Consider the following 18,564-nt stretch of genomic DNA (forward strand, 5'->3'; position numbering starts at 1 on the left):
GGGACCAGAATATATGTAGATCAAGTAAGGCTTTATTAATGAGGGATGGTGTTTGTTGGAATGGCTATTAAAATTATCGTAAAAGATCCGGATCCGGTGCTGCGGGAGAAAAGCAAGCCCGTTCCGAAAATTACGCCGAATATCCACAAGCTGTTGAAGGATATGGCTGATACGATGTACGACGCGGAAGGCGTTGGGTTGGCGGCTCCGCAAATCGGTATTCTTAAGAGAGTCATTGTGATGGATGTTGGGGATGAGCATGGACTGATCGAGCTGATTAACCCCGAGATTATCGAACGGGAGGGCGAGCAATTCGGACCGGAAGGCTGCCTCAGCATTCCCGGCCTAACGGGTGACGTCAAACGCGCGCAGCGGGTGAAGGTGAAGGGATGGAACAGGGACGGCGAGGAAATCGTCATTGAAGGGACGGAGCTTTTGGCTCGATGCATTGAGCATGAGGTTGATCATTTGAACGGTGTGCTGTATACCGATTTGGCCGAAAGCATGTATAAAACTGAGCCGCAGGATCGTGGTGAAGCATGAGAGTAATTTTTATGGGTACACCGGAGTTTGCCGTACCTTCTTTACAAATTTTGCTTAAGCATGAGGAAGTAGAGGTCGTGGCAGTGGTAACGCAGCCGGACCGTCCGGTCGGACGCAAGCGTGTACTGACCCCGACCCCGGTCAAGGCAGAGGCGGAGAAGCACGGTTTACCCGTGCTTCAGCCTGAACGGCTACGAAGCCCGGAATCCGTTCAGGCCATTTCTGCGCTTCAGCCGGATTTGATCGTAACGGCCGCCTACGGGCAAATTTTACCGAAATCGGTGCTGGACCTGCCTCGGTTTGGCTGCATCAACATTCATGCTTCGCTACTGCCTCAATATCGCGGGGGAGCGCCGATCCACTACGCGGTCATGAACGGGGAATCCGTTACGGGTGTCACGATCATGTACATGGCTGAAGGGCTTGACACCGGCGACATGATCAGCAAGATCGAAGTGCCGATTGAGGACCGGGACACGACCGGAACAATGTTCGGCAAGCTCAGCGCCGCCGGAGCCAAATTGTTGGAAGAGACTCTGCCTGATCTGATCTCCGGAACAGCTAAGGCGGTGCCCCAGAACGATGAGGAGGCGGTATACTCTCCGAATATCAGCCGGGAGCAGGAACGTATCGATTGGACGAAGCCGGCTATACATATCTGGAATTTGGTGCGGGCGCTCCATCCGCGGCCGGGTGCGTTCACGCTTTGGAAAGGCGACGTGCTAAAGATATGGGCATGCGCTAAGCCGGACACCGCTGAACCCGTTCCGAGCGGTACGATTCCGGGCACGGTGCTGGAAGCTGGAGACCGGGGGATTGCCGTGGCTACCGGACAAGGCGTACTGCGCATTACCGAGCTGCAGCCCGCGGGTAAAAAAACGATGGATGCAGCCGATTTTGTGCGCGGCGGGCAGCTAACCTCAGGGACGGTGCTGGGTATATAGGAAACCGAGTGCTTGACATCGGGGACAAAGGAACGGGGGGTTAGAATCGAAGTGAGTGAACGAAAGAACACCAATTCCGGTTCCGGGAAGCCGGGCTTGTCGAAAGCGAAAGCGTCGGCGTCCGCGCACCGGCCGCAAGATGGTCATCGAGGCAAAGGCGCGTCGCGCGAAGGGGTAAAGGGTTCGGCCCGCGAAGCGGCGCTTGATGTGCTCCTTCGCATCGAACAGGACCGCTCTTACAGCAACCTGCTGCTCAACCGGACGCTGCAGCAGTATAAGCTGGACAGGCTGGATGCGGGATTGGCCACGGAAATCGTCTATGGCACGATTCAGCGGCAGGGGACGATCGATTATTTTTTGGAGCCGTTCGTCAAAGGGGGGCTCTTCAAGCTTCAGCCTTGGGTGAGAAGCCTGCTGCGGCTGAGCTTTTACCAGCTTTATTATTTAGATCGTATTCCGGAACACGCCGTCGTGAACGAAGCCGTGCAATTGGCGAAGCGAAGAGGGCATCAAGGTATCTCCGGCATGGTGAACGGCGTACTGCGCAATGTGCTGCGCCGTAAAGCAGAGCTTGTTCTGCCGGAAGGTCTCCCGTCGGAGCGGCGGATTGCGCTAACCACGTCGCACCCCGAATGGATGGTGCGCAGGTGGATCCGGCAGTTCGGAGAGCAGGCCGCGGAGCGGATCTGCGAGGCGAACAATGAGCCCCCGCGCGTGAGTATCCGCGCGAACCGGCTGCGGCTCGCCCCGGCCGAGCTGGCCGAGCGGCTTCGTCAAGGAGGGCTCGAAGCGGAGGCCTCCGAAGTAGCGCCTGCCGGCGTCATCGTCCGCGGTGGCGGCAACATGGCCTTAACGCCAGGATACGCGGAAGGCTTGTTTACGATCCAGGACGAGAGTTCGATGCTCGTGGCGGAATGGGTTGACCCGCAGCCCGGGGAGCGGGTGCTGGACTGCTGCGCCGCGCCCGGCGGGAAGACGACGCATCTGGCGGAGAAGATGCAGGATCGCGGGGAGGTTGTCGCCTGTGATGTTCACGAACACAAGGAACAGCTGATCCGGGAACAGGCAGAGCGGCTTGGCCTAAGTTCGATTCGCACGGTAACCGCTGATGCGCGCAAGCTTTCCGCTCAATTCCCGCCCGAAAGCTTTGACCGGATTCTGCTGGACGCTCCCTGCTCGGGCTTGGGTGTCATCCGCCGCAAGCCGGATATGAAATGGAGCAAGAAAGAAAGCGAGCTGGAGACAGTTTGCGATGTGCAGCACGAATTGCTGGAATCGATTCATTCCCTGCTCAAACCAGGCGGAGTGCTGGTATACAGTACTTGTACGGTGGAAAAAGCGGAGAACGAGGAGATGGTCCGATCCTTTCTGCAGCGGCATCCGGAGTTTGTACCGGACGCTCCTCCGAATGAAGAGACTGGCAGGCTTCCAATGCCAGCCGGGCAGGCATCTGTGCAAATCATGCCGTATGATTTCGGCACGGACGGCTTCTTTATCGCCAGGCTACGCAAACGAGCATAAAAACTTAAATTGTGGTAAACTAAATTTGGCCTTTTCGGCAGCTATGCCCTTAAGGCCTTCACTATAGAAAAAAACAGGTTGTGATAATATCATGAATCAAGAAGAAACCAAGGCTCAGGAAATGAAGCCGTATGTATACGATTATACTCTTGAGGATTGGCAGGAGTGGATCAAAAGCATCGGCGAGGCAGGCTTTAGGGCCGGCCAAATATTTGATTGGTTATATGTGAAAAGAGTATCAAGCTTCGAAGAGATGACGAACCTGCCGAAGGCGCTGCGGGAAAAGCTTCAGCAGCAGTTTGATTTTGTCACGTTGACCGAGGTGGCCAATTACAAGTCACAGGACGGGACCGTCAAATTTTTGTTTGAGCTTACTGACAAGAATGCAATCGAAACCGTAATTATGAAGCATAGCTACGGCAACAGCGTATGTGTGACGACACAGGTCGGCTGCCGGATCGGATGTACGTTTTGCGCTTCGACGCTAGGCGGATTAAAGCGGAATTTAACCCCTGGCGAAATCATCGCACAGGTGGTTAAAGCACAGCAACTGCTTGACGCGACAGAAGAGCGTGTCAGCAGCATCGTCATCATGGGGATTGGGGAGCCGTTCGAGAATTACGACGCGATGATGAAATTTCTCAAGGTGATGGTTCATCCGAAAGGCCTTAACATCGGCCAGCGGCACATTACGGTTTCCACCAGCGGGATTGTTCCCAACATTTACCGGTTTGCTGATGAGGAGACACAGATCAATCTCGCGATCTCCATTCATGCCCCTAATGATGCACTGCGGTCCAAGCTAATGCCTGTAAACCGCCGTTACCCGTTCGCGGACTTGATAGAGGCGTGCAAATATTACGTAGCCAAAACCGGCAGGCGCATTACGTTCGAATACGCGCTAATGGGTGAGGTTAATGACCAGCCCGAACATGCGGAGGAGCTCGCTCAGGTACTAAAGACGTTTCCCATGCCGCACGTCAATTTGATTCCGGTCAATTTTGTCACGGAACGGAACTTTGTGCGTACTCCGCGTAATGACATATTCACATTCCAACGCATTCTGGAGAAGAACAAAATCAATGCCACGATTCGCCGCGAGCAGGGAAGCGATATTGCTGCAGCCTGCGGACAACTGCGGGCGAAGCATATGGAGTCGGGTGCGAGGTGAGACAAACAATGCTGAGATTGGCCTATCAATCCGATATTGGCCGTGTACGAACGGTGAACGAGGACCGTGCGATCGTACAAGAGGACTTGAACGGCTGGACTCTTGCCATTGTGGCGGACGGGATGGGCGGCCATCAGGCCGGAGATATCGCAAGCACGATGGCTGTGGAGCTGATCCAAGCTGGGCTTCAGTCTGTGGACCCTAACATTTCGGGGGAAGAACGTCAGCGTCAGCTGCGCACGGCGATTGAAGCTGCCAACGAAAAAATTTTCGAATTCGCTTCTCAAAGGGAAAACTATCACGGGATGGGAACGACGGTCGTCACGGTCTTGGCCAAAGACGACCGCGCGGTTATCGCGCATATCGGCGACAGTCGGGCCTACCGGATTCGCGGTGAGATGATCGACCAGCTCACCGAAGATCATTCGCTGGTCAACGAGCTGGTTCGGAGCGGACAGATCAGCCGCGAGGATGCGAGCCATCACCCGCGTCGTAATGTGCTGACCAGGGCGCTTGGGACGGAGCCGACCATTGAGGTCGATGTGCAGGAAATCATGTGGCAGCAAGGGGATCATCTTCTTCTTTGCAGCGACGGATTGAGCAGTTTGGTGGAGAAGGATAAGCTTGTGCAAACCGTAGCGGGAATTGGAGAGCTGGAAAGCAAGGTTCAGCAATTGGTGCAGGAAGCGCTGGATGCCGGCGGCGACGACAATATTACGGTGGTGTTGCTCGCGAACATCGCGGATCCGGCAAGCGATAACGATGGGGAAGCGGGGTGAGGACATCATGATCGGTAGTCAGCTGGGAGGACGTTACGAGATTCTGGGGCGAGTCGGTGGCGGCGGAATGGCCATCGTTTACAAAGGACTAGATATTTTATTGCATCGGCATGTCGCTGTAAAAATACTGCGGCAGCAGTATGTGCATGACGAAGAATTCATCCAGAGATTTCGCCGTGAAGCACAGGCCGCAGCCTCATTATCTCACCCCAACGTGGTCAGCATCTACGACGTCGGCCAAGAGGAAGATGTACATTACATTGTCATGGAATACATCGAAGGGACGACACTGAATGAGCTGATCAAGGAAAAATCCCCCTTGCAGGTAGAGGAAGCCGTTCACATCGCGGGGCAGATTTGCGATGCGCTGGATCATGCGCATCATAATCAAATCATTCATCGCGACATTAAACCTCACAACATCCTGATCGGCAAGAACGGCCGTATCAAAGTCACCGACTTCGGGATTGCCCGCGCCGTTACCTCCTCCACCATCACTCAAACCGGCTCCGTGGTCGGTTCGGTGCATTATTTTTCACCAGAGCACGCTAAGGGAACGCCGACAGGAGAACAGTCGGATCTCTATTCTTTGGGAATCGTCATGTATCAAATGCTGACTGGGCGTCTGCCGTTCCTCGGGGAAAGTCCGATCAGTGTAGCGCTGAAGCATTTGCAGGAAGACGTAGAGGAGCCGCGCAAGGTCAATCCGCTCATCCCGCAGAGCGTCGAGAACATTATATTACGCGCTATGCGCAAAAGCACCTCGGAACGGTACCGTTCGGCCAAAGACATGATGGATGACTTGGAATCGTGCCTGCTTCCGCACCGGAAGGGCGAGCCGAAAGCGAGCTTCTTGGACGATGACGAGCTGGATGAAGAGCGTACCCGAGTCATGCCGGCCCTGCGACCAGGGCAATATACGGTTATGGGGGATGAAGAAGAGGGCGTTGAGGATGAGGAGCGCACAGTAAAAGGAAAAAAGAAGAAAAGCTGGGGAAAGCCGTTCGTTTGGTTTATCATCCTGACGGCGATGCTCGGCTTAATGTGGTATTCCGTAGGCTATGTCAAGGAAATGATAGCCGTCGCTCCCGAGGTGGATGTGCCCAACGTCGTCAATATGCCTCTGGATCAGGCTAAGCAAGAACTGGAGAACAAACAGCTTGAAGCGCTGGTGGAGTATATGGAATCGCCGGATGTTCCTAAAGATGTCGTTGTCAGGCAGAATCCTTCGGACATGAAGGTCAAGCCCGGACACAAGGTAACGCTGTATGTCAGTGAAGGACCGGTAAAGCAAAACATGCCGGATGTGGTCAAATCCAAGCTGAGCGATGCCAAAGAACGGCTTACACAGCTTGGGATAAAATCGGAAAACATCACGATCGATCAACAGTTTATGGACGAGGAGCCCGACACAGTGATGACGCAGACTCCAGCGGTGGGCGAGGAGTTTACCGATCCGGCGGCTGTTAAGGTCAAGCTGCTCGTTAGCAAAGGCAGAGAAACGTTCAAGATGCCGAATCTGATCGGGAAGACGGAAAAAGAAGCGCAAAGCATGATCATGGTCAACAATTTGAAGCTGGCCAGCGGCGACATCAGTTATGAGGCGAGCTATAAGCAAACCAAAGGCCGTGTCATCAAGCAGTTTCCGTATGAACCGGGTGATGACGTATCCCCGGGCTCGGAAATCAAGCTGATCGTCAGCTCCGGACTTCCTGAGGAGGCTGGTCCTATGTCGGTTAATGTGTCTGTCAAGCCGGCAAGTGAAGGGAAGCCTTCAACGATCAAAATCCTATTAAGCGACGCCCAGCACGATAACTACGAATACCAAACGCTGAACAACGTGATCATGACGGAAACGCTCGAGGTTAAGCTGGTCGTCTCTCCGGAAAAGAACGCGGTCATCCAGGTCAAAGTGGATAACAATACCGCCGATGTGATTACGGTGACATATCAAGATTATTTGGCGCAAAAGAACGGTGTGATGCCGGGAACCGGTACAACGCCGGAAGCTCAGGGAGATGGGCCTGCGCCTCAAGGCGCAGCTCCGGGAACCGATAATACCGGACGCGGCACAAGCCCCGCGCCGGCGGGTCCGGCCGGAGGAACCTCAGGTACAGGAGGACGAAATTCATAATGCCAGCGGGATTTATCGTAAAAGCGTTAAGCGGTTATTATTATGTGCTGCCGGAAGATTCGCAAAGTGCTGAATCGATTCAATGCCGGGCGCGGGGGATCTTCAAGAAGCGGGGAATTTCTCCTCTGGTAGGAGACCGCGTGATCTTCGAGCTGACGGAGAACGGAGAGGGGACGGTGGATGAAATATTGCCCCGCTCCACCGAGCTCATCCGTCCGCCGGTTGCAAACGTAGATCTTGTCGTATTGGTATTCTCTGTAGATGAGCCTGCGCTCAATCTTCCGTTGCTGGATAAATTTCTCGTGCATACGGAAAGCGCCGGACTGGATACGCTCATCTGCTTGACCAAGCGTGACTTGCTCTCGGGTTCTCAGGTGGGAAGCCATCCTTCGGATCTGGAGCCAGTGGTCAAACTGTACGAATCGATCGGTTATTCGATCCTAATCACAAGCGCTAAGGAAGGCATCGGCGTAGATAAGGTCATGGATCAGCTCTCCGGCAGGATCAGCGTATTTGCCGGACAGTCTGGGGTAGGCAAATCATCGCTGCTGAATGCTATGGTTCCGGGGCTTCAGCTGGAAACGAATCAAATCAGCATGAAGCTCGGCCGCGGGAAGCATACGACGCGTCATGTCGAGTTGATTCGCCTGCAGAACGGCGGCATCGTAGCGGATACGCCCGGCTTCAGCCAGCTGGATTTCCTGCAGGTGGATGCCGAAGGTTTGAGCGGCTGTTTTCGTGAATTCGCGTCCTATGCCGCAGACTGCCGCTTTCGCGGATGCATGCATCTTCATGAGCCGGATTGCAGGGTTCAGGAAGCCACAGAAAACGGGTTCATCGCAGCAACGCGCTACGAGAATTATTTGCATTTCCTAGGGGAAATCCGGGATAAAAAAAGGAGGTACTGACATGCTGCGGATTGCTCCTTCCATTTTATCCGCCGACTTTTCTATGCTTGCACAAGAAATCGCCGATGTGGAGCGCGGAGGGGCGGACTGGATTCATGTGGACGTTATGGACGGGCATTTTGTCCCGAACATTACGATCGGACCGTTAGTCGTCGAAGCCATTCGGCCTAAGACGAAGCTGCCGCTCGACGTGCACCTGATGATCGAACAGCCGGATCGGTATGTTCCCGCATTCGCCAAAGCGGGTGCGGACCTGATTTCGGTACATACGGAAGCCTGCGTTCATCTTCACCGGACGCTTCATTTGATTAAGGAGCAAGGTGTGAAGGCCGGTGTCGTGCTTAACCCGGCCACTCCTCTATCCGTCCTAGAGCATGTGATGGACGATGCGCTCGATCTGGTGCTGCTGATGACCGTCAATCCGGGCTTTGGCGGACAGAATTTCATAACCGGGATGCTGCCCAAGATTGCGAAGCTGCGGGAAATGCTGAATGCTCGGGGGCTTCAAGCTGTGGATATCGAGGTGGACGGCGGAATCAATGAGGAAACGGCTAAGCTTGCTGTCGAAGCCGGAGCTAATGTACTGGTGGCCGGCAGTGCGGTATTCAATCGGCCCAACCGTGCGGATGCGATTCGCGCGATTCGCGGGCTGCTTTAACACGCGAATATTAAATGTCATAGGCTTTACCTGTATGCAGCAATTCAGTTTTTTAAAAGATATGAGATCCTCGGTATGAAAATTGCTTTCGTATTGACTACGGTCTTATTTTTATTTCATCTACTCGGTATTTATTCGGTCTATCTGTTTATCGTACAGCAGGAGGCGTAAGCAAAAACAGCATATTTTGCCCGGGCTGGGCATAACATGGTTACAAAAGTATGGCTTACTTTTGTAGCCTTTTTGTTTTATCGGAATAACGGTTGTCAGGCACGTTTTGACGGAAGCAGTAATATACTGGTTAGGCGAGGCTGATTTGCCGGGAGGAGGGTACTGAATGAAATTTTATACGATTAAGCTTCCGAAGTTCTTGGGTGGGTTGGTGAAGGCTGTACTGAATACTTTTAGTAAAAACTGAAGGTATGAGAGCACGTACTTATGAGTTTGCTGTATGCCGCGCGCAGCAAACCAGGGATAAACGGCTGCGCCGTCCTTCATGGGACGTGAGCGTTTGTCAAGGTGATTCAGAAACAAGTATAGAGCCGCTGGAGATCTATGTTCTGAAACACTAAAAAAAGCACCTGTAACAGGTGCTTTTTGTCTGCAGAGCAGATTAAACGCGAGTAACTTTGCCGGATTTCAAAGCCTTAGTGCTTACCCAAACACGCTTAGGCTTGCCGTCGACCAGAATGCGAACTTTTTGAACGTTGACGCCCCAAGTGCGTCGAGACTTGTTGTTCGCATGGGATACGTGGTTTCCGGTACCCGGGCCTTTACCAGTAATAAAACATTTGCGGGACATTGTTACACCTCCTTAAAGCATACACGCTTCAAAAACACACTTGAATATCATATCACAGTAGAATAAACGCCGTCAACGAAAGAACGTGGTTTTTCTTCCGCTTTGTCTAAAGTTTGTTTATTTCTTGTGGTAATTATAGTACAATGTAACATAGTCCATCCTAATCTTGATTAAAAGGAGCTGTTAGAGAGATGGCTATCGAGCTGAATACACAATATGGCAAAGTATACGTAACGGATGAAGTGATTGCTGTGCTCGCAGGGTCAGCTGCTTTGGATTGCTATGGACTCGTGGGAATGGCTTCGCGCAATCAATTCAAGGACGGGATCGCCGAGCTGCTGCGTCGGGATAATTTGAGCCGGGGTGTGGAGGTTCATCGTGACGAGCAGGGTGTACTGACCATTGATTTATATATCGTCGTCAGCTATGGCACGAAAATTTCGGTCGTGGCCCACAATGTTCAGACCAAAGTGAAGTACATGCTCGGAGAAGTGGCGGGACTTCAGGTGGATTCTGTGAATATTTTCGTTCAAGGCGTGCGGATAGCGCAATAAGACTGACATACAACAGGTGTCGCCGAACAGATATACTGAGACGCCGACAGGGTGTTAACGGGGAAGGAGATTGGTCTTTTTGGGTAAGCGCTTAATTGAAATTAATGGACAAGACTTTATCCGAATGGTGGAGGCCGGGGCGCATGCATTGAAAACGAACGTGGATCGAGTCAATGCGTTGAACGTCTTCCCGGTGCCGGACGGCGATACGGGAACAAATATGAACCTGACGCTGACCTCCGGGGTGGAGGAACTGCGCCGCAGGCCATCGGATCATATCGGTAAAGCGGGGGAAGCACTGGCCAAGGGGCTTTTGATGGGCGCTCGCGGCAACTCCGGCGTCATCCTTTCCCAGCTGTTCCGCGGCTTTGCGAAGGCTGTGTCGGATTTGAATTCCGTGAATGCGCAGCAATTCGCCGCAGCCTTCCAGAATGGCGTCGACATGGCGTATAAAGCGGTAGTTAAGCCGGTGGAGGGTACGATACTGACCGTAGCCAAGGAAGCGGCGAAGCAAGCCGTGAAGACGGCAGGACGACAGCCGGATATCCGAATCGTCATGGAGGAGCTGCTTAAGAAATCGCGGGAAACGCTCGCGAAAACGCAAGATATGCTCCCCGTACTGAAGCAGGTCGGTGTAGTAGACTCTGGGGGTCAAGGTCTTGTACTTATATATGAGGGGTTTATGTCTGCGTTGGGATCCGAGATGATGGAAGAATCTTCGGATATACCGTACACTGCTTTCGGGGCCGTACAGCCGCTGGATGAGGTATTGGAATACCATGGACATTACGCTCCCAATACGCTAGAACATGCTCACAGGGAGCTACATAGCGCTCAGGCGAAGCTGGCTACCGAAGATATTGAATTCGGGTACTGTACGGAGTTCATGGTGACATTAAGCACTGCAAAAGAGGCAAGCCGAACATTCGACGAGCACCGCTTCAGGGAAGAGCTGTCCGCGTTCGGCGACTCTTTGCTCGTCGTTGCAGACGACGATCTCGTGAAGGTGCACATTCATGCGGAGTACCCGGGCAGCGTTATGAATCTGGCACAGAACTACGGCGATTTGAGTCGCATCAAAATCGAGAATATGCGCGACCAGCATACTCATATTTTGATGGAGGAAGCGGAGCATTTGTATGGAACGGAAACGGGGATAGCTGCACGGGTTTCCTCGGGTCAGGAAAGTGCCGGCGGCTCGCTGGCCGAGGCCGATCAAGAGCTTAAACGCTATGGATTCGTTGCGGTTTCTGCGGGAGAAGGCATTTCCGGCATCTTTACGAGTCTCGGAGTCGATCGGGTGCTGCATGGCGGACAAACGATGAATCCGAGTACGGAGGACATTGTGCATGCGATCTCGGGAGTTGGAGCACAGACGGTCTTTGTTCTGCCGAACAACTCCAACATTATTCTCGCCGCGCAGCAAGCGGTGGAGCTCGTGGAAGACAAGCAAGTGATCGTCATTCCGAGCAAGTCGATTCCTCAAGGGATTGCGGCGGTGATCGCCTTCCAAGAGGATACGGCGCCGGAGGAGAATGCCGAGGAGATGCAGCAGGCGCTGAAACAGGTGCAGGCGGGGCAAGTGACCTATGCCGTGCGCGACACGCAGATGGACGGGATGGACATCAAGCAGGGCGATTATATCGGCATACACAATGGTCGTATCGTCACTGCCGAGCCGGACATCCTCGCTTCCTGCCGGAAGCTTATTGACAGTTTGGTCGAAGGCGGCGCCGAAATCGTTACGCTGTATACAGGAGCGGATGCGGAGCAAGTTCAAACGGAGCAGCTTGCAGCCTATATAGAACAAACGTACGCGGATGTGGAAGTAGAAGTGCACGAGGGCGGTCAACCGCTGTATTACTACATCATCTCCGCGGAATAAATAGCCTTTGGAAGTGATTAGTTAAGAGACGGACGGGGGGAGCTTTTTTGAGTCAAGTTCGAATTGTGACGGACAGCACGGCGGACATACCAGCCGAACTGCGAGAGAAGCTTGGTATCGCGATGGTGCCGCTGAAGGTGCTGTTTGGTCAAGAGGTGTTCCGGGATGCGGTAGATATCGGGCCGGAGCAGTTTTATGCCAAGCTGGCGGAGTCAAGCGACATACCGACTACCTCCCAGCCATCTCCTGTGGAGTTTCAGGAGATGTATCAGAAACTGGCGGAAGAAGGGGACGGTCCGATCATTTCGATTCATTTGTCATCTAAGATGAGCGGGACTTACCAATCTGCGGTGTTGGCAAAATCCATGATCGAAGGCGATGCGGATATTGAAGTGGTGGACAGCCGTTCGGCCTCTTACGGCAACGGGTTGCTCGTCGTAGCGGCTGCGGAAGCAGCGAAGCAAGGCAAGAGTAAGAAAGAAATATTGGAGCTGATTACGAAGCTGCGCCAAGAGCAGCGGCTGTATTTTTTGGTTGACACGCTGGAATATCTGCAGAGAGGCGGCCGCATCGGCAAAGCGGCTGCGCTGTTCGGATCTCTGCTGAACATTAAGCCTATTCTGTCCCTTGCGGCGGAAGGGGAAGTATATTCTGTAGATAAAATACGCGGACAAAAGAAGGCGATGAACCGGATTGTCGATCTGCTTCAGCAGGATATGGGGGGCAAGCCGATTCACTTGATTCTAGGGTATACGACCGAACGGGAAACGGTGGAAGAGCTGAAGTCGCTCATTTCACAGCATTTTACCTTAGAGAGCGTGCATTACACGCACATCGGCCCGGTGATCGGCACCCATGTCGGGCCTGGAACCGTAGCGGTATTTGCGGTCCCTGTCTGACATGACAGTTGATTTATATTCGCTTCCGGTCACGAAGGTGTCCGGCGTCAAAGGCAAGAAGCCTGAGGAGCTGCTCGCGCTTGGTATTACGAGCGTCGGGGAGCTCCTTGATTATTATCCTTTCCGCTACGAGGATTACACGCTTCGCGATTTGACGAACGTGAAGGACGGCGACAAAATTACGGTGCAAGGAACGATAGCAGGAGTCCCCCAGGTCCAAATGTATGGACGGATCAAATCGCGTATGAGCTGTAAAATCGTCGTCGACGGTTTGTTTATTACGGCCGTTTGGTTCAATCGGCATTACCTGAAGGACAAGCTGACGGCAGGCAGCGAGATTGTACTGACGGGCAAATGGGATCAAAAAAGGCTGCACCTGACCGTGTCGGAAGTGGAATTTCCGGGCCGCGGCACTTCTCTGATCGACACGTTGCAGCCTGTTTATTCGGTGGCTGGATCGATGACGCAAAAGTGGTTCCGGCAAGTGACGAGGCAAGCGCTGCTGCAGTTCGGTGAAATGATTCCGGAGGTGCTTCCCGCCGAGCTGCTTCGCAAATACGATCTGCTCCCAAGAAAGCAGGCCGTTTCTTTACTGCATTTGCCCGGATCCATGGAACAGGGCCAGCGGGCCAGACGCAGGATGGTGTATGAGGAGCTCTTTTTGTTTCAGCTCAAGATGCAGGCCTACCGCGCACTCCATCATGAACGAGCGGACGGGATAGCGCATCCCGTCGATTTACCAGGCGTACGGGCCTTTGTTCGAGCGCTGCCGTTTACGTTGACGGAATCGCAGAAAAATGTGTTGGCTGAAATTTTGCATGACTTACAGCAAAACTATGCGATGAACCGGCTTCTGCAGGGCGATGTCGGCGCCGGTAAAACGGTGGTGGCGGCAGCCTCTTTGTTCGCCGTAGTAAAAGCAGGCTATCAAGGGGCGCTTATGGTGCCTACGGAAATTTTGGCGGAACAGCACAAACGTTCACTTGATCGCTTGTTCGAGCCCTACGGTATTCAAGCCGCCTTGCTCACCGGAAGCTTGACGGGCAAGCAGCGGCGTGAGACGCTTGCCTCCTTGCAGATGGGTCTCACCCACGTCGTGATCGGTACCCATGCGCTGATTCAGGAGGACGTGTTCTTTCGGACCCTAGGGCTTGTGGTGACGGATGAACAGCACCGTTTCGGCGTTCAGCAGCGGAGTATTTTGCGCCGCAAGGGTTTAAATCCCGATGTGCTAACCATGACGGCAACCCCGATTCCGCGCACGCTGGCGATCACTGCTTTCGGGGATATGGACGTATCCACACTGAGGGAGCTGCCGAAGGGTCGTAAGCCGATCAAGACGTATGCGGTATCGCACAATATGCTGGAGCGAGTGCTAGGTTTTATTCGCCGTGAAGTCACTGCCGGCCGGCAAGCCTATGTTATTTGCCCGTTGATTGAAGAATCGGAGAAGCTGGATGTGCAAAATGCGATTGACGTGCACGCTCAGCTGCAGTATGCATTTCCTGATTATCGGGTCGGTTTGCTCCACGGCCGGATGACGCCTGGCGAGAAGGACGGAGTAATGCGCGAATTCAGCGCTGGACAAGTACAGGTACTCGTATCTACCACAGTCATTGAGGTTGGCGTCGATGTGCCTAACTCCACACTGATGGTTGTATACGATGCCGACCGGTTCGGACTGTCCCAGCTGCACCAGCTTCGGGGGCGTGTCGGGCGTGGCGAGCACCAATCGTATTGCGTGCTCATTGCTGATCCGAAGAACGAGGTCGGGAAGGAACGGATGAAGGCGATGACGGAGACGAACGACGGATTCGAAATCGCGCGGCGGGATTTGGAGCTGCGGGGCCCCGGAGATTTCTTCGGTACGAAGCAAAGCGGTGTCCCGGATTTTCGGGTTGCAGATATGGTGACGGACTTTGAAATCATGGAGCAGGCGCGCGATGACGCTGCCGAGCTGGTGCGCCGTCCTGACTTTTGGACCGGGGCTGGCTATGCGCCGCTTCGCGAATATTTGCAGCGTGAACACATTTTCAATAATGAAATGATGGACTGATCATGTTCTCATAAAAAAGCATCTCAACAGACACTTGTCTGCTGAGATGCTTTTTTTCATGGATGTAAGTTTAGCGCTTGTCTTTCCAAGGAAGAGAACGGTACAACCATGTTTTTCTTCGTCTATGCCGCTTTGATCTAGGAATAAACGTACTGGTGTCTACCGGTTCAAACGATTCCCTATGGTTTTTGGGATCATTGGATAGAAGCAGAGAAAGTTCTTCTTTAGTAACTCCACCGTTGTCCATATCTTTCCGCCTTTTTCGATAGTATTCGGTAAATTCTATCATACTGTATTTGTTTGGATATGAAAACCTGAATTCAAGGTTTTAGAATGCCCTTCTTTGTCAGAAAAAGTTTAGCTGCTGTATTCCTCTATATGAGATGCCCCTATACAAGGGCCCTTTAAGCAGGTTTAAAATCATGTATTAAGATAGATAGTTCCAATGAGACGATTCGATTTTTTCTATGTTCCAATCGGGCGTCAATAGAAAAAACCAATTTCACAGAGTGAGAAATTCAATTTATACTGAAAGCGATTTCAAATATTTGTAAACTAATTTTCCTTCATTTTAAGATGGGGGTGGTGGGATTCATAGGTCCGGCTGAGGCGAGTAAGACGGTTTGGAACGACAATAAAAGGAGTTGGTTGAGTTGGTAAAAAAAATGGTTTACCCTTCATTCATTTTTTTATTGCTTGTTTCTTTGGTAGCTGCGTGCAGTAACAGTACCAGTTCTCGGCCTTTATCCGATTCGAACACACCGAATGCCAAAAAAGAGGAGCAAGCAACAGCAGTAAGAATCGGGACATCCAGTTCCGGCAGTCCGTTTTATGTCCTGTCTGTTGGCATGAGCGAGATCATCAAAAAGCATACGAATATGAATGCTACCGTTGAACCTGTGGGCGGTTCGGATCCGAATGTTTTTGCTATCGAAGCGGGTAAGGTAGACCTCGCTATGCTCACGGCCTACTCTGCTTCTAAGGGTTACTATGGCGAAGATCCGTTTAAAAAGCCTGTCGATTTGAAATTGCTGGCACAGGGACAGAAATCGCTTCGGCAGGTTGTGGTCACCAAAAAATCAGGTATCAAAAAACCGGAGGATTTGGCAGGCAAATCGATTATCGCGAAGCGTCCGGCTTTACCTGAAATCGAATTGGTAGCCAATGCTTTGTTTGATGCCTATAGTATCCCTAAAGATAAAGTGAAAATCATTTCGACGGCGGAAACGAAGGAAGCGGTTGAAGCGTTGAACCTGGGTAGCGTGGATGCCGCAATCCTGCCGGCGGGATTAGGCGCAGCAGACTTGATGCAATTGTTACAGGAAGGTAAGGTGGAGTTTCTAAGCATTGACAAAGATAAGCAGACTGAAATGCTGAAAAGCTTGCCGAAATCCATATTTACCACAGTCATTCCCGCAAACACGTATAAAAACCAAGAACAAGATATTAATGTTTTTGCCTTTAACGCAAATCTTGTAGCTAGCAGCAGCCTGTCCGAACAGACGGTATATGAAATAACGAAGGCGGTACTTGGAAATACGGAGGAATATAAAAAAGTGCATAAGGAAGCGGCTGAATGGACGGTGGAAAACTCACTAAAAGCACCGAGTCTGCCATTTCATCCTGGGGCCATAAAATACTACAAAGAAATTGGAAAGTGGGACGGGAAGCTGGATGAGCTCCAGAAAAGCTTGGAAGCAAAGTAAACCAACATTCACTCCATTTACTTGAGAGGGGCTTATGGATGAAAAGAAGTACAATCATTGGTTGGTTGTCTGTCATCATCGCAGTGTACCACATTGTGGTTGCAGGGAGATTCTTGTCCTGGTTCGATATCTTTATTCCCGCCCAATTACATCGATCCATCAGTCTGGCCAGCGCCCTTGTCGTCATATTTATTTTGTTTCGGGCGAAAGAGGTGCAGGGTGAGGAAATCATAGAAAAAAATGAAGCCAAACCGGATAAAGTGCCATGGTACGATTATATCCTTATGGCGTCTGCCCTATTGGGCGCAGGCTTCATCGTTTTATTTTACGAAGAAGGCCTAAAGTACAGCATGTACGGATTTTTGGATACAAAAGGTATGATTCTCGCTTTATTACTGTCCGTGCCTCTATTGGAAGCTTCCCGCCGTATGAGCGGCTGGTCTTTCCCGATCATTATCCTATTTTTTGTCTTCGCCACTTTGTTTCAAAGCTACTTGCCCGGCATTTTGAACGGACAGGGTTATTCCATGGACCGTTTGTTATTTAGTTCCTATATCGGTACAAGCGGAATTTTCGGTCTTCCGTTAGGCGTTGCGTCGAGTATCATCTTTATCTTTATGATTTTTGGGTCCTTGCTTCAGCTTTCAGGAGCAGGGAAATGGTTTATTGATTTGGCTTTAGCCATAACCGGCAGGTCACGAGGCGGCCCTGCTAAAGCAGCGGTGGTTTCCAGCGCATTGTTTGGTATGATTTCCGGTTCTCCTTCCGGAAACGCAGCGACCATCGGAGTATTTACGATTCCGATGATGAGAAGAGTAGGATACACTCCAAAATTTGCCGCCGCGGTAGAAGCTACCGCCTCCACGGGCGGACAAATTCTTCCGCCGGTCATGGGCGCGATCGCATTCGTTATGGCTGAGTGGATTGGCGTCCCTTATTCGGAAGTTGCGCTTGCGGCGGCGATTCCGGCAGCGCTGTACTTTGTGATCTTATTCATTTCTGTGCATCTTCAAGCGCATAAGGATGGGATCAAACCGATGTTGCGAAGTGAACTTCCTCATTTTTGGGCCGTGTTTAAAGGCGGATGGTTTTATTTAATCCCTATGGTCGCGTTGACTTATTTTCTTTTGTTTAAACATTATGACCCCGAGATGGCCTGTATTTATTCTCTGCCGTTCTTAATTATCAGCAGTTATTTGGCAAAAGACCGGAGCTGTTGGATCAACCTGGCCAAAATAAAAATGTCCTTTCAAAGCGCGATTAAAAGCTGGGTGGGAATTGCAGCCATTACCGGCGCGATTGGAATTATGGTTGGCGCCCTTGAGCTTAGCGGGCTCGGTATTAAATTCTCCGGTTTTACACTCGATATTTCCGGTGGAAATCTGCTGCTTACGCTGTTGCTCGTAGGCATTGCATGCTTGATTATCGGCACCGCTTTGGATTCCATCCCGTCCTACATTATTTTGGCCACATTAATGGCGCCAGCGCTCATTGACATGGGGGTTCCGATTATGGCCGCCCACCTGTTTGTCGTGTATTGGGGCCTCGCTTCTTTCATTACACCGCCTGTGGCGCTGTCGGTTTTTGTGGCATGCGGCATCAGCGGCAGCAAAATATGGGAAACCGGTTGGGTAGCGATGAGAATCGGTATAGCAGCTTATTTGGTTCCTTTTGCCTTCGTGTTAAGTCCGGGATTGATGCTCAACGGCACGCCCATGGAGATCATTTGGGCTACCTTAACGGCAATGATCGGCTGTGCACTGCTGACTTGCGGAACGAGCGGATTTGCGCTTACCCATATGAATGTGACTCAAAGGATTCTCATGGCTGTTTCCGGTTTATTATTCATTTCACCTCATCTGTATCTGGTCGCGCTGGGATTAGTCATTGCGGTTATTGTTTTAGCATGGCAATGGGGTACTCGAGACAAAAATTCCAAGAAATCGCTGGGAAATCCGCCGGCCTTGGTTTAATAAAGGCTTTGAAATGGCTGCCTATGATTAG

At 51.9% G+C, this 18,564-nt stretch carries 17 protein-coding genes; 15 read left to right on the plus strand and 2 right to left on the minus strand.

Annotated elements, in window-relative coordinates:
* Positions 1 to 60: 60 nt before the first annotated feature.
* From def to spoVM, 9 genes are all read left to right on the plus strand, one after another.
* Positions 61 to 543: a peptide deformylase gene (def, locus tag JOE45_RS02090; RefSeq protein WP_210021758.1), complete on the plus strand. Its 483-nt coding sequence runs from the start codon at positions 61 to 63 to the stop codon at positions 541 to 543.
* Positions 540 to 1,487, plus strand: coding sequence for a methionyl-tRNA formyltransferase (fmt, locus tag JOE45_RS02095; RefSeq protein WP_210021757.1), 948 nt, complete (start codon positions 540 to 542; stop codon positions 1,485 to 1,487). The genes def and fmt overlap by 4 nt, the downstream gene beginning before the upstream one ends.
* A 51-nt stretch (positions 1,488 to 1,538) precedes the next feature.
* Positions 1,539 to 3,008, plus strand: a complete 1,470-nt coding sequence (gene rsmB / locus JOE45_RS02100) for a 16S rRNA (cytosine(967)-C(5))-methyltransferase RsmB (protein ID WP_348632462.1) — start codon at positions 1,539 to 1,541, stop codon at positions 3,006 to 3,008.
* A gap of 121 nt (positions 3,009 to 3,129) precedes the next feature.
* Positions 3,130 to 4,179, plus strand: a complete 1,050-nt coding sequence (gene rlmN / locus JOE45_RS02105) for a dual-specificity RNA methyltransferase RlmN (protein WP_245247160.1) — start codon at positions 3,130 to 3,132, stop codon at positions 4,177 to 4,179.
* Positions 4,180 to 4,187: 8 nt separating this feature from the next.
* Complete coding sequence (locus tag JOE45_RS02110; protein ID WP_210023463.1) at positions 4,188 to 4,958, plus strand: Stp1/IreP family PP2C-type Ser/Thr phosphatase; 771 nt, start codon at positions 4,188 to 4,190, stop codon at positions 4,956 to 4,958.
* A gap of 7 nt (positions 4,959 to 4,965) precedes the next feature.
* Entirely contained in the window at positions 4,966 to 7,092 is a 2,127-nt protein-coding gene (gene pknB, locus JOE45_RS02115; RefSeq protein WP_210021755.1) for a Stk1 family PASTA domain-containing Ser/Thr kinase, read from the plus strand.
* Positions 7,092 to 8,000 carry a ribosome small subunit-dependent GTPase A gene (gene rsgA / locus JOE45_RS02120; RefSeq protein WP_210021754.1) on the plus strand — a complete coding sequence of 303 codons (909 nt, stop codon included), beginning with the start codon at positions 7,092 to 7,094 and terminating at the stop codon, positions 7,998 to 8,000. Before pknB ends, rsgA begins: the two co-directional genes overlap by 1 nt.
* A 1-nt stretch (position 8,001) precedes the next feature.
* Positions 8,002 to 8,658, plus strand: coding sequence for a ribulose-phosphate 3-epimerase (gene rpe / locus JOE45_RS02125; RefSeq protein ID WP_210021753.1), 657 nt, complete (start codon positions 8,002 to 8,004; stop codon positions 8,656 to 8,658).
* A gap of 337 nt (positions 8,659 to 8,995) precedes the next feature.
* Complete coding sequence (gene spoVM / locus JOE45_RS02130) at positions 8,996 to 9,076, plus strand: stage V sporulation protein SpoVM (protein WP_210023462.1); 81 nt, start codon at positions 8,996 to 8,998, stop codon at positions 9,074 to 9,076.
* Positions 9,077 to 9,271: 195 nt separating this feature from the next.
* On the opposite strand, the gene rpmB is transcribed toward spoVM, so the two are convergent.
* Positions 9,272 to 9,460, minus strand: a complete 189-nt coding sequence (gene rpmB, locus JOE45_RS02135) for a 50S ribosomal protein L28 (protein WP_210021752.1) — start codon at positions 9,458 to 9,460, stop codon at positions 9,272 to 9,274.
* Positions 9,461 to 9,651: 191 nt separating this feature from the next.
* Between rpmB and JOE45_RS02140 the strand changes: the two genes are divergently transcribed.
* The 4 genes from JOE45_RS02140 (at position 9,652) to recG (ending at position 14,854) form a co-directional block, all read left to right on the plus strand.
* Positions 9,652 to 10,014: an Asp23/Gls24 family envelope stress response protein gene (locus JOE45_RS02140; RefSeq protein ID WP_210021751.1), complete on the plus strand. Its 363-nt coding sequence runs from the start codon at positions 9,652 to 9,654 to the stop codon at positions 10,012 to 10,014.
* A 124-nt stretch (positions 10,015 to 10,138) separates the two neighbouring features.
* A complete protein-coding gene (locus tag JOE45_RS02145; protein WP_210023461.1) occupies positions 10,139 to 11,899 on the plus strand; it encodes a DAK2 domain-containing protein in 1,761 nt (586 codons plus the stop codon).
* A 47-nt stretch (positions 11,900 to 11,946) separates the two neighbouring features.
* Positions 11,947 to 12,798: a DegV family protein gene (locus JOE45_RS02150; RefSeq protein WP_210021750.1), complete on the plus strand. Its 852-nt coding sequence runs from the start codon at positions 11,947 to 11,949 to the stop codon at positions 12,796 to 12,798.
* A gap of 1 nt (position 12,799) precedes the next feature.
* Positions 12,800 to 14,854 carry an ATP-dependent DNA helicase RecG gene (recG, locus tag JOE45_RS02155; RefSeq protein WP_210021749.1) on the plus strand — a complete coding sequence of 685 codons (2,055 nt, stop codon included), beginning with the start codon at positions 12,800 to 12,802 and terminating at the stop codon, positions 14,852 to 14,854.
* Between the two features lie 70 nt (positions 14,855 to 14,924).
* Here recG and JOE45_RS02160 read toward each other — a convergent pair whose 3' ends face one another.
* Entirely contained in the window at positions 14,925 to 15,101 is a 177-nt protein-coding gene (locus tag JOE45_RS02160; RefSeq protein WP_210021748.1) for a hypothetical protein, read from the minus strand.
* A 406-nt stretch (positions 15,102 to 15,507) separates the two neighbouring features.
* Between JOE45_RS02160 and JOE45_RS02165 the strand changes: the two genes are divergently transcribed.
* On the plus strand, positions 15,508 to 16,560 hold the full coding sequence (locus JOE45_RS02165; RefSeq protein ID WP_210021747.1) for a TAXI family TRAP transporter solute-binding subunit: 1,053 nt from the start codon (positions 15,508 to 15,510) through the stop codon (positions 16,558 to 16,560).
* A 38-nt stretch (positions 16,561 to 16,598) separates the two neighbouring features.
* A complete protein-coding gene (locus tag JOE45_RS02170; protein WP_210021746.1) occupies positions 16,599 to 18,533 on the plus strand; it encodes a TRAP transporter permease in 1,935 nt (644 codons plus the stop codon).
* Positions 18,534 to 18,564 lie beyond the last annotated feature (31 nt).

This window comes from Paenibacillus sp. PvR098, from assembly GCF_017833255.1.
Taxonomy (GTDB): Bacteria; Bacillota; Bacilli; order Paenibacillales; family NBRC-103111; genus Paenibacillus_G.

Excerpts from the sequence above, each read along its gene's own strand:
- def (WP_210021758.1), top strand. The coding sequence starts at position 61 with ATGGCTATTAAAATTATCGTAAAAGATCCGGATCCGGTGCTGCGGGAG.
- fmt (WP_210021757.1), top strand. The coding sequence starts at position 540 with ATGAGAGTAATTTTTATGGGTACACCGGAGTTTGCCGTACCTTCTTTA.
- rlmN (WP_245247160.1), top strand. The coding sequence starts at position 3,130 with ATGAAGCCGTATGTATACGATTATACTCTTGAGGATTGGCAGGAGTGG.
- JOE45_RS02110 (WP_210023463.1), top strand. The coding sequence starts at position 4,188 with ATGCTGAGATTGGCCTATCAATCCGATATTGGCCGTGTACGAACGGTG.
- pknB (WP_210021755.1), top strand. The coding sequence starts at position 4,966 with ATGATCGGTAGTCAGCTGGGAGGACGTTACGAGATTCTGGGGCGAGTC.
- rsgA (WP_210021754.1), top strand. The coding sequence starts at position 7,092 with ATGCCAGCGGGATTTATCGTAAAAGCGTTAAGCGGTTATTATTATGTG.
- rpe (WP_210021753.1), top strand. The coding sequence starts at position 8,002 with ATGCTGCGGATTGCTCCTTCCATTTTATCCGCCGACTTTTCTATGCTT.
- spoVM (WP_210023462.1), top strand. The coding sequence starts at position 8,996 with ATGAAATTTTATACGATTAAGCTTCCGAAGTTCTTGGGTGGGTTGGTG.
- rpmB (WP_210021752.1), bottom strand. The coding sequence starts at position 9,460 with ATGTCCCGCAAATGTTTTATTACTGGTAAAGGCCCGGGTACCGGAAAC.
- JOE45_RS02140 (WP_210021751.1), top strand. The coding sequence starts at position 9,652 with ATGGCTATCGAGCTGAATACACAATATGGCAAAGTATACGTAACGGAT.
- JOE45_RS02145 (WP_210023461.1), top strand. The coding sequence starts at position 10,139 with ATGGTGGAGGCCGGGGCGCATGCATTGAAAACGAACGTGGATCGAGTC.
- recG (WP_210021749.1), top strand. The coding sequence starts at position 12,800 with ATGACAGTTGATTTATATTCGCTTCCGGTCACGAAGGTGTCCGGCGTC.
- JOE45_RS02160 (WP_210021748.1), bottom strand. The coding sequence starts at position 15,101 with ATGGACAACGGTGGAGTTACTAAAGAAGAACTTTCTCTGCTTCTATCC.
- JOE45_RS02170 (WP_210021746.1), top strand. The coding sequence starts at position 16,599 with ATGAAAAGAAGTACAATCATTGGTTGGTTGTCTGTCATCATCGCAGTG.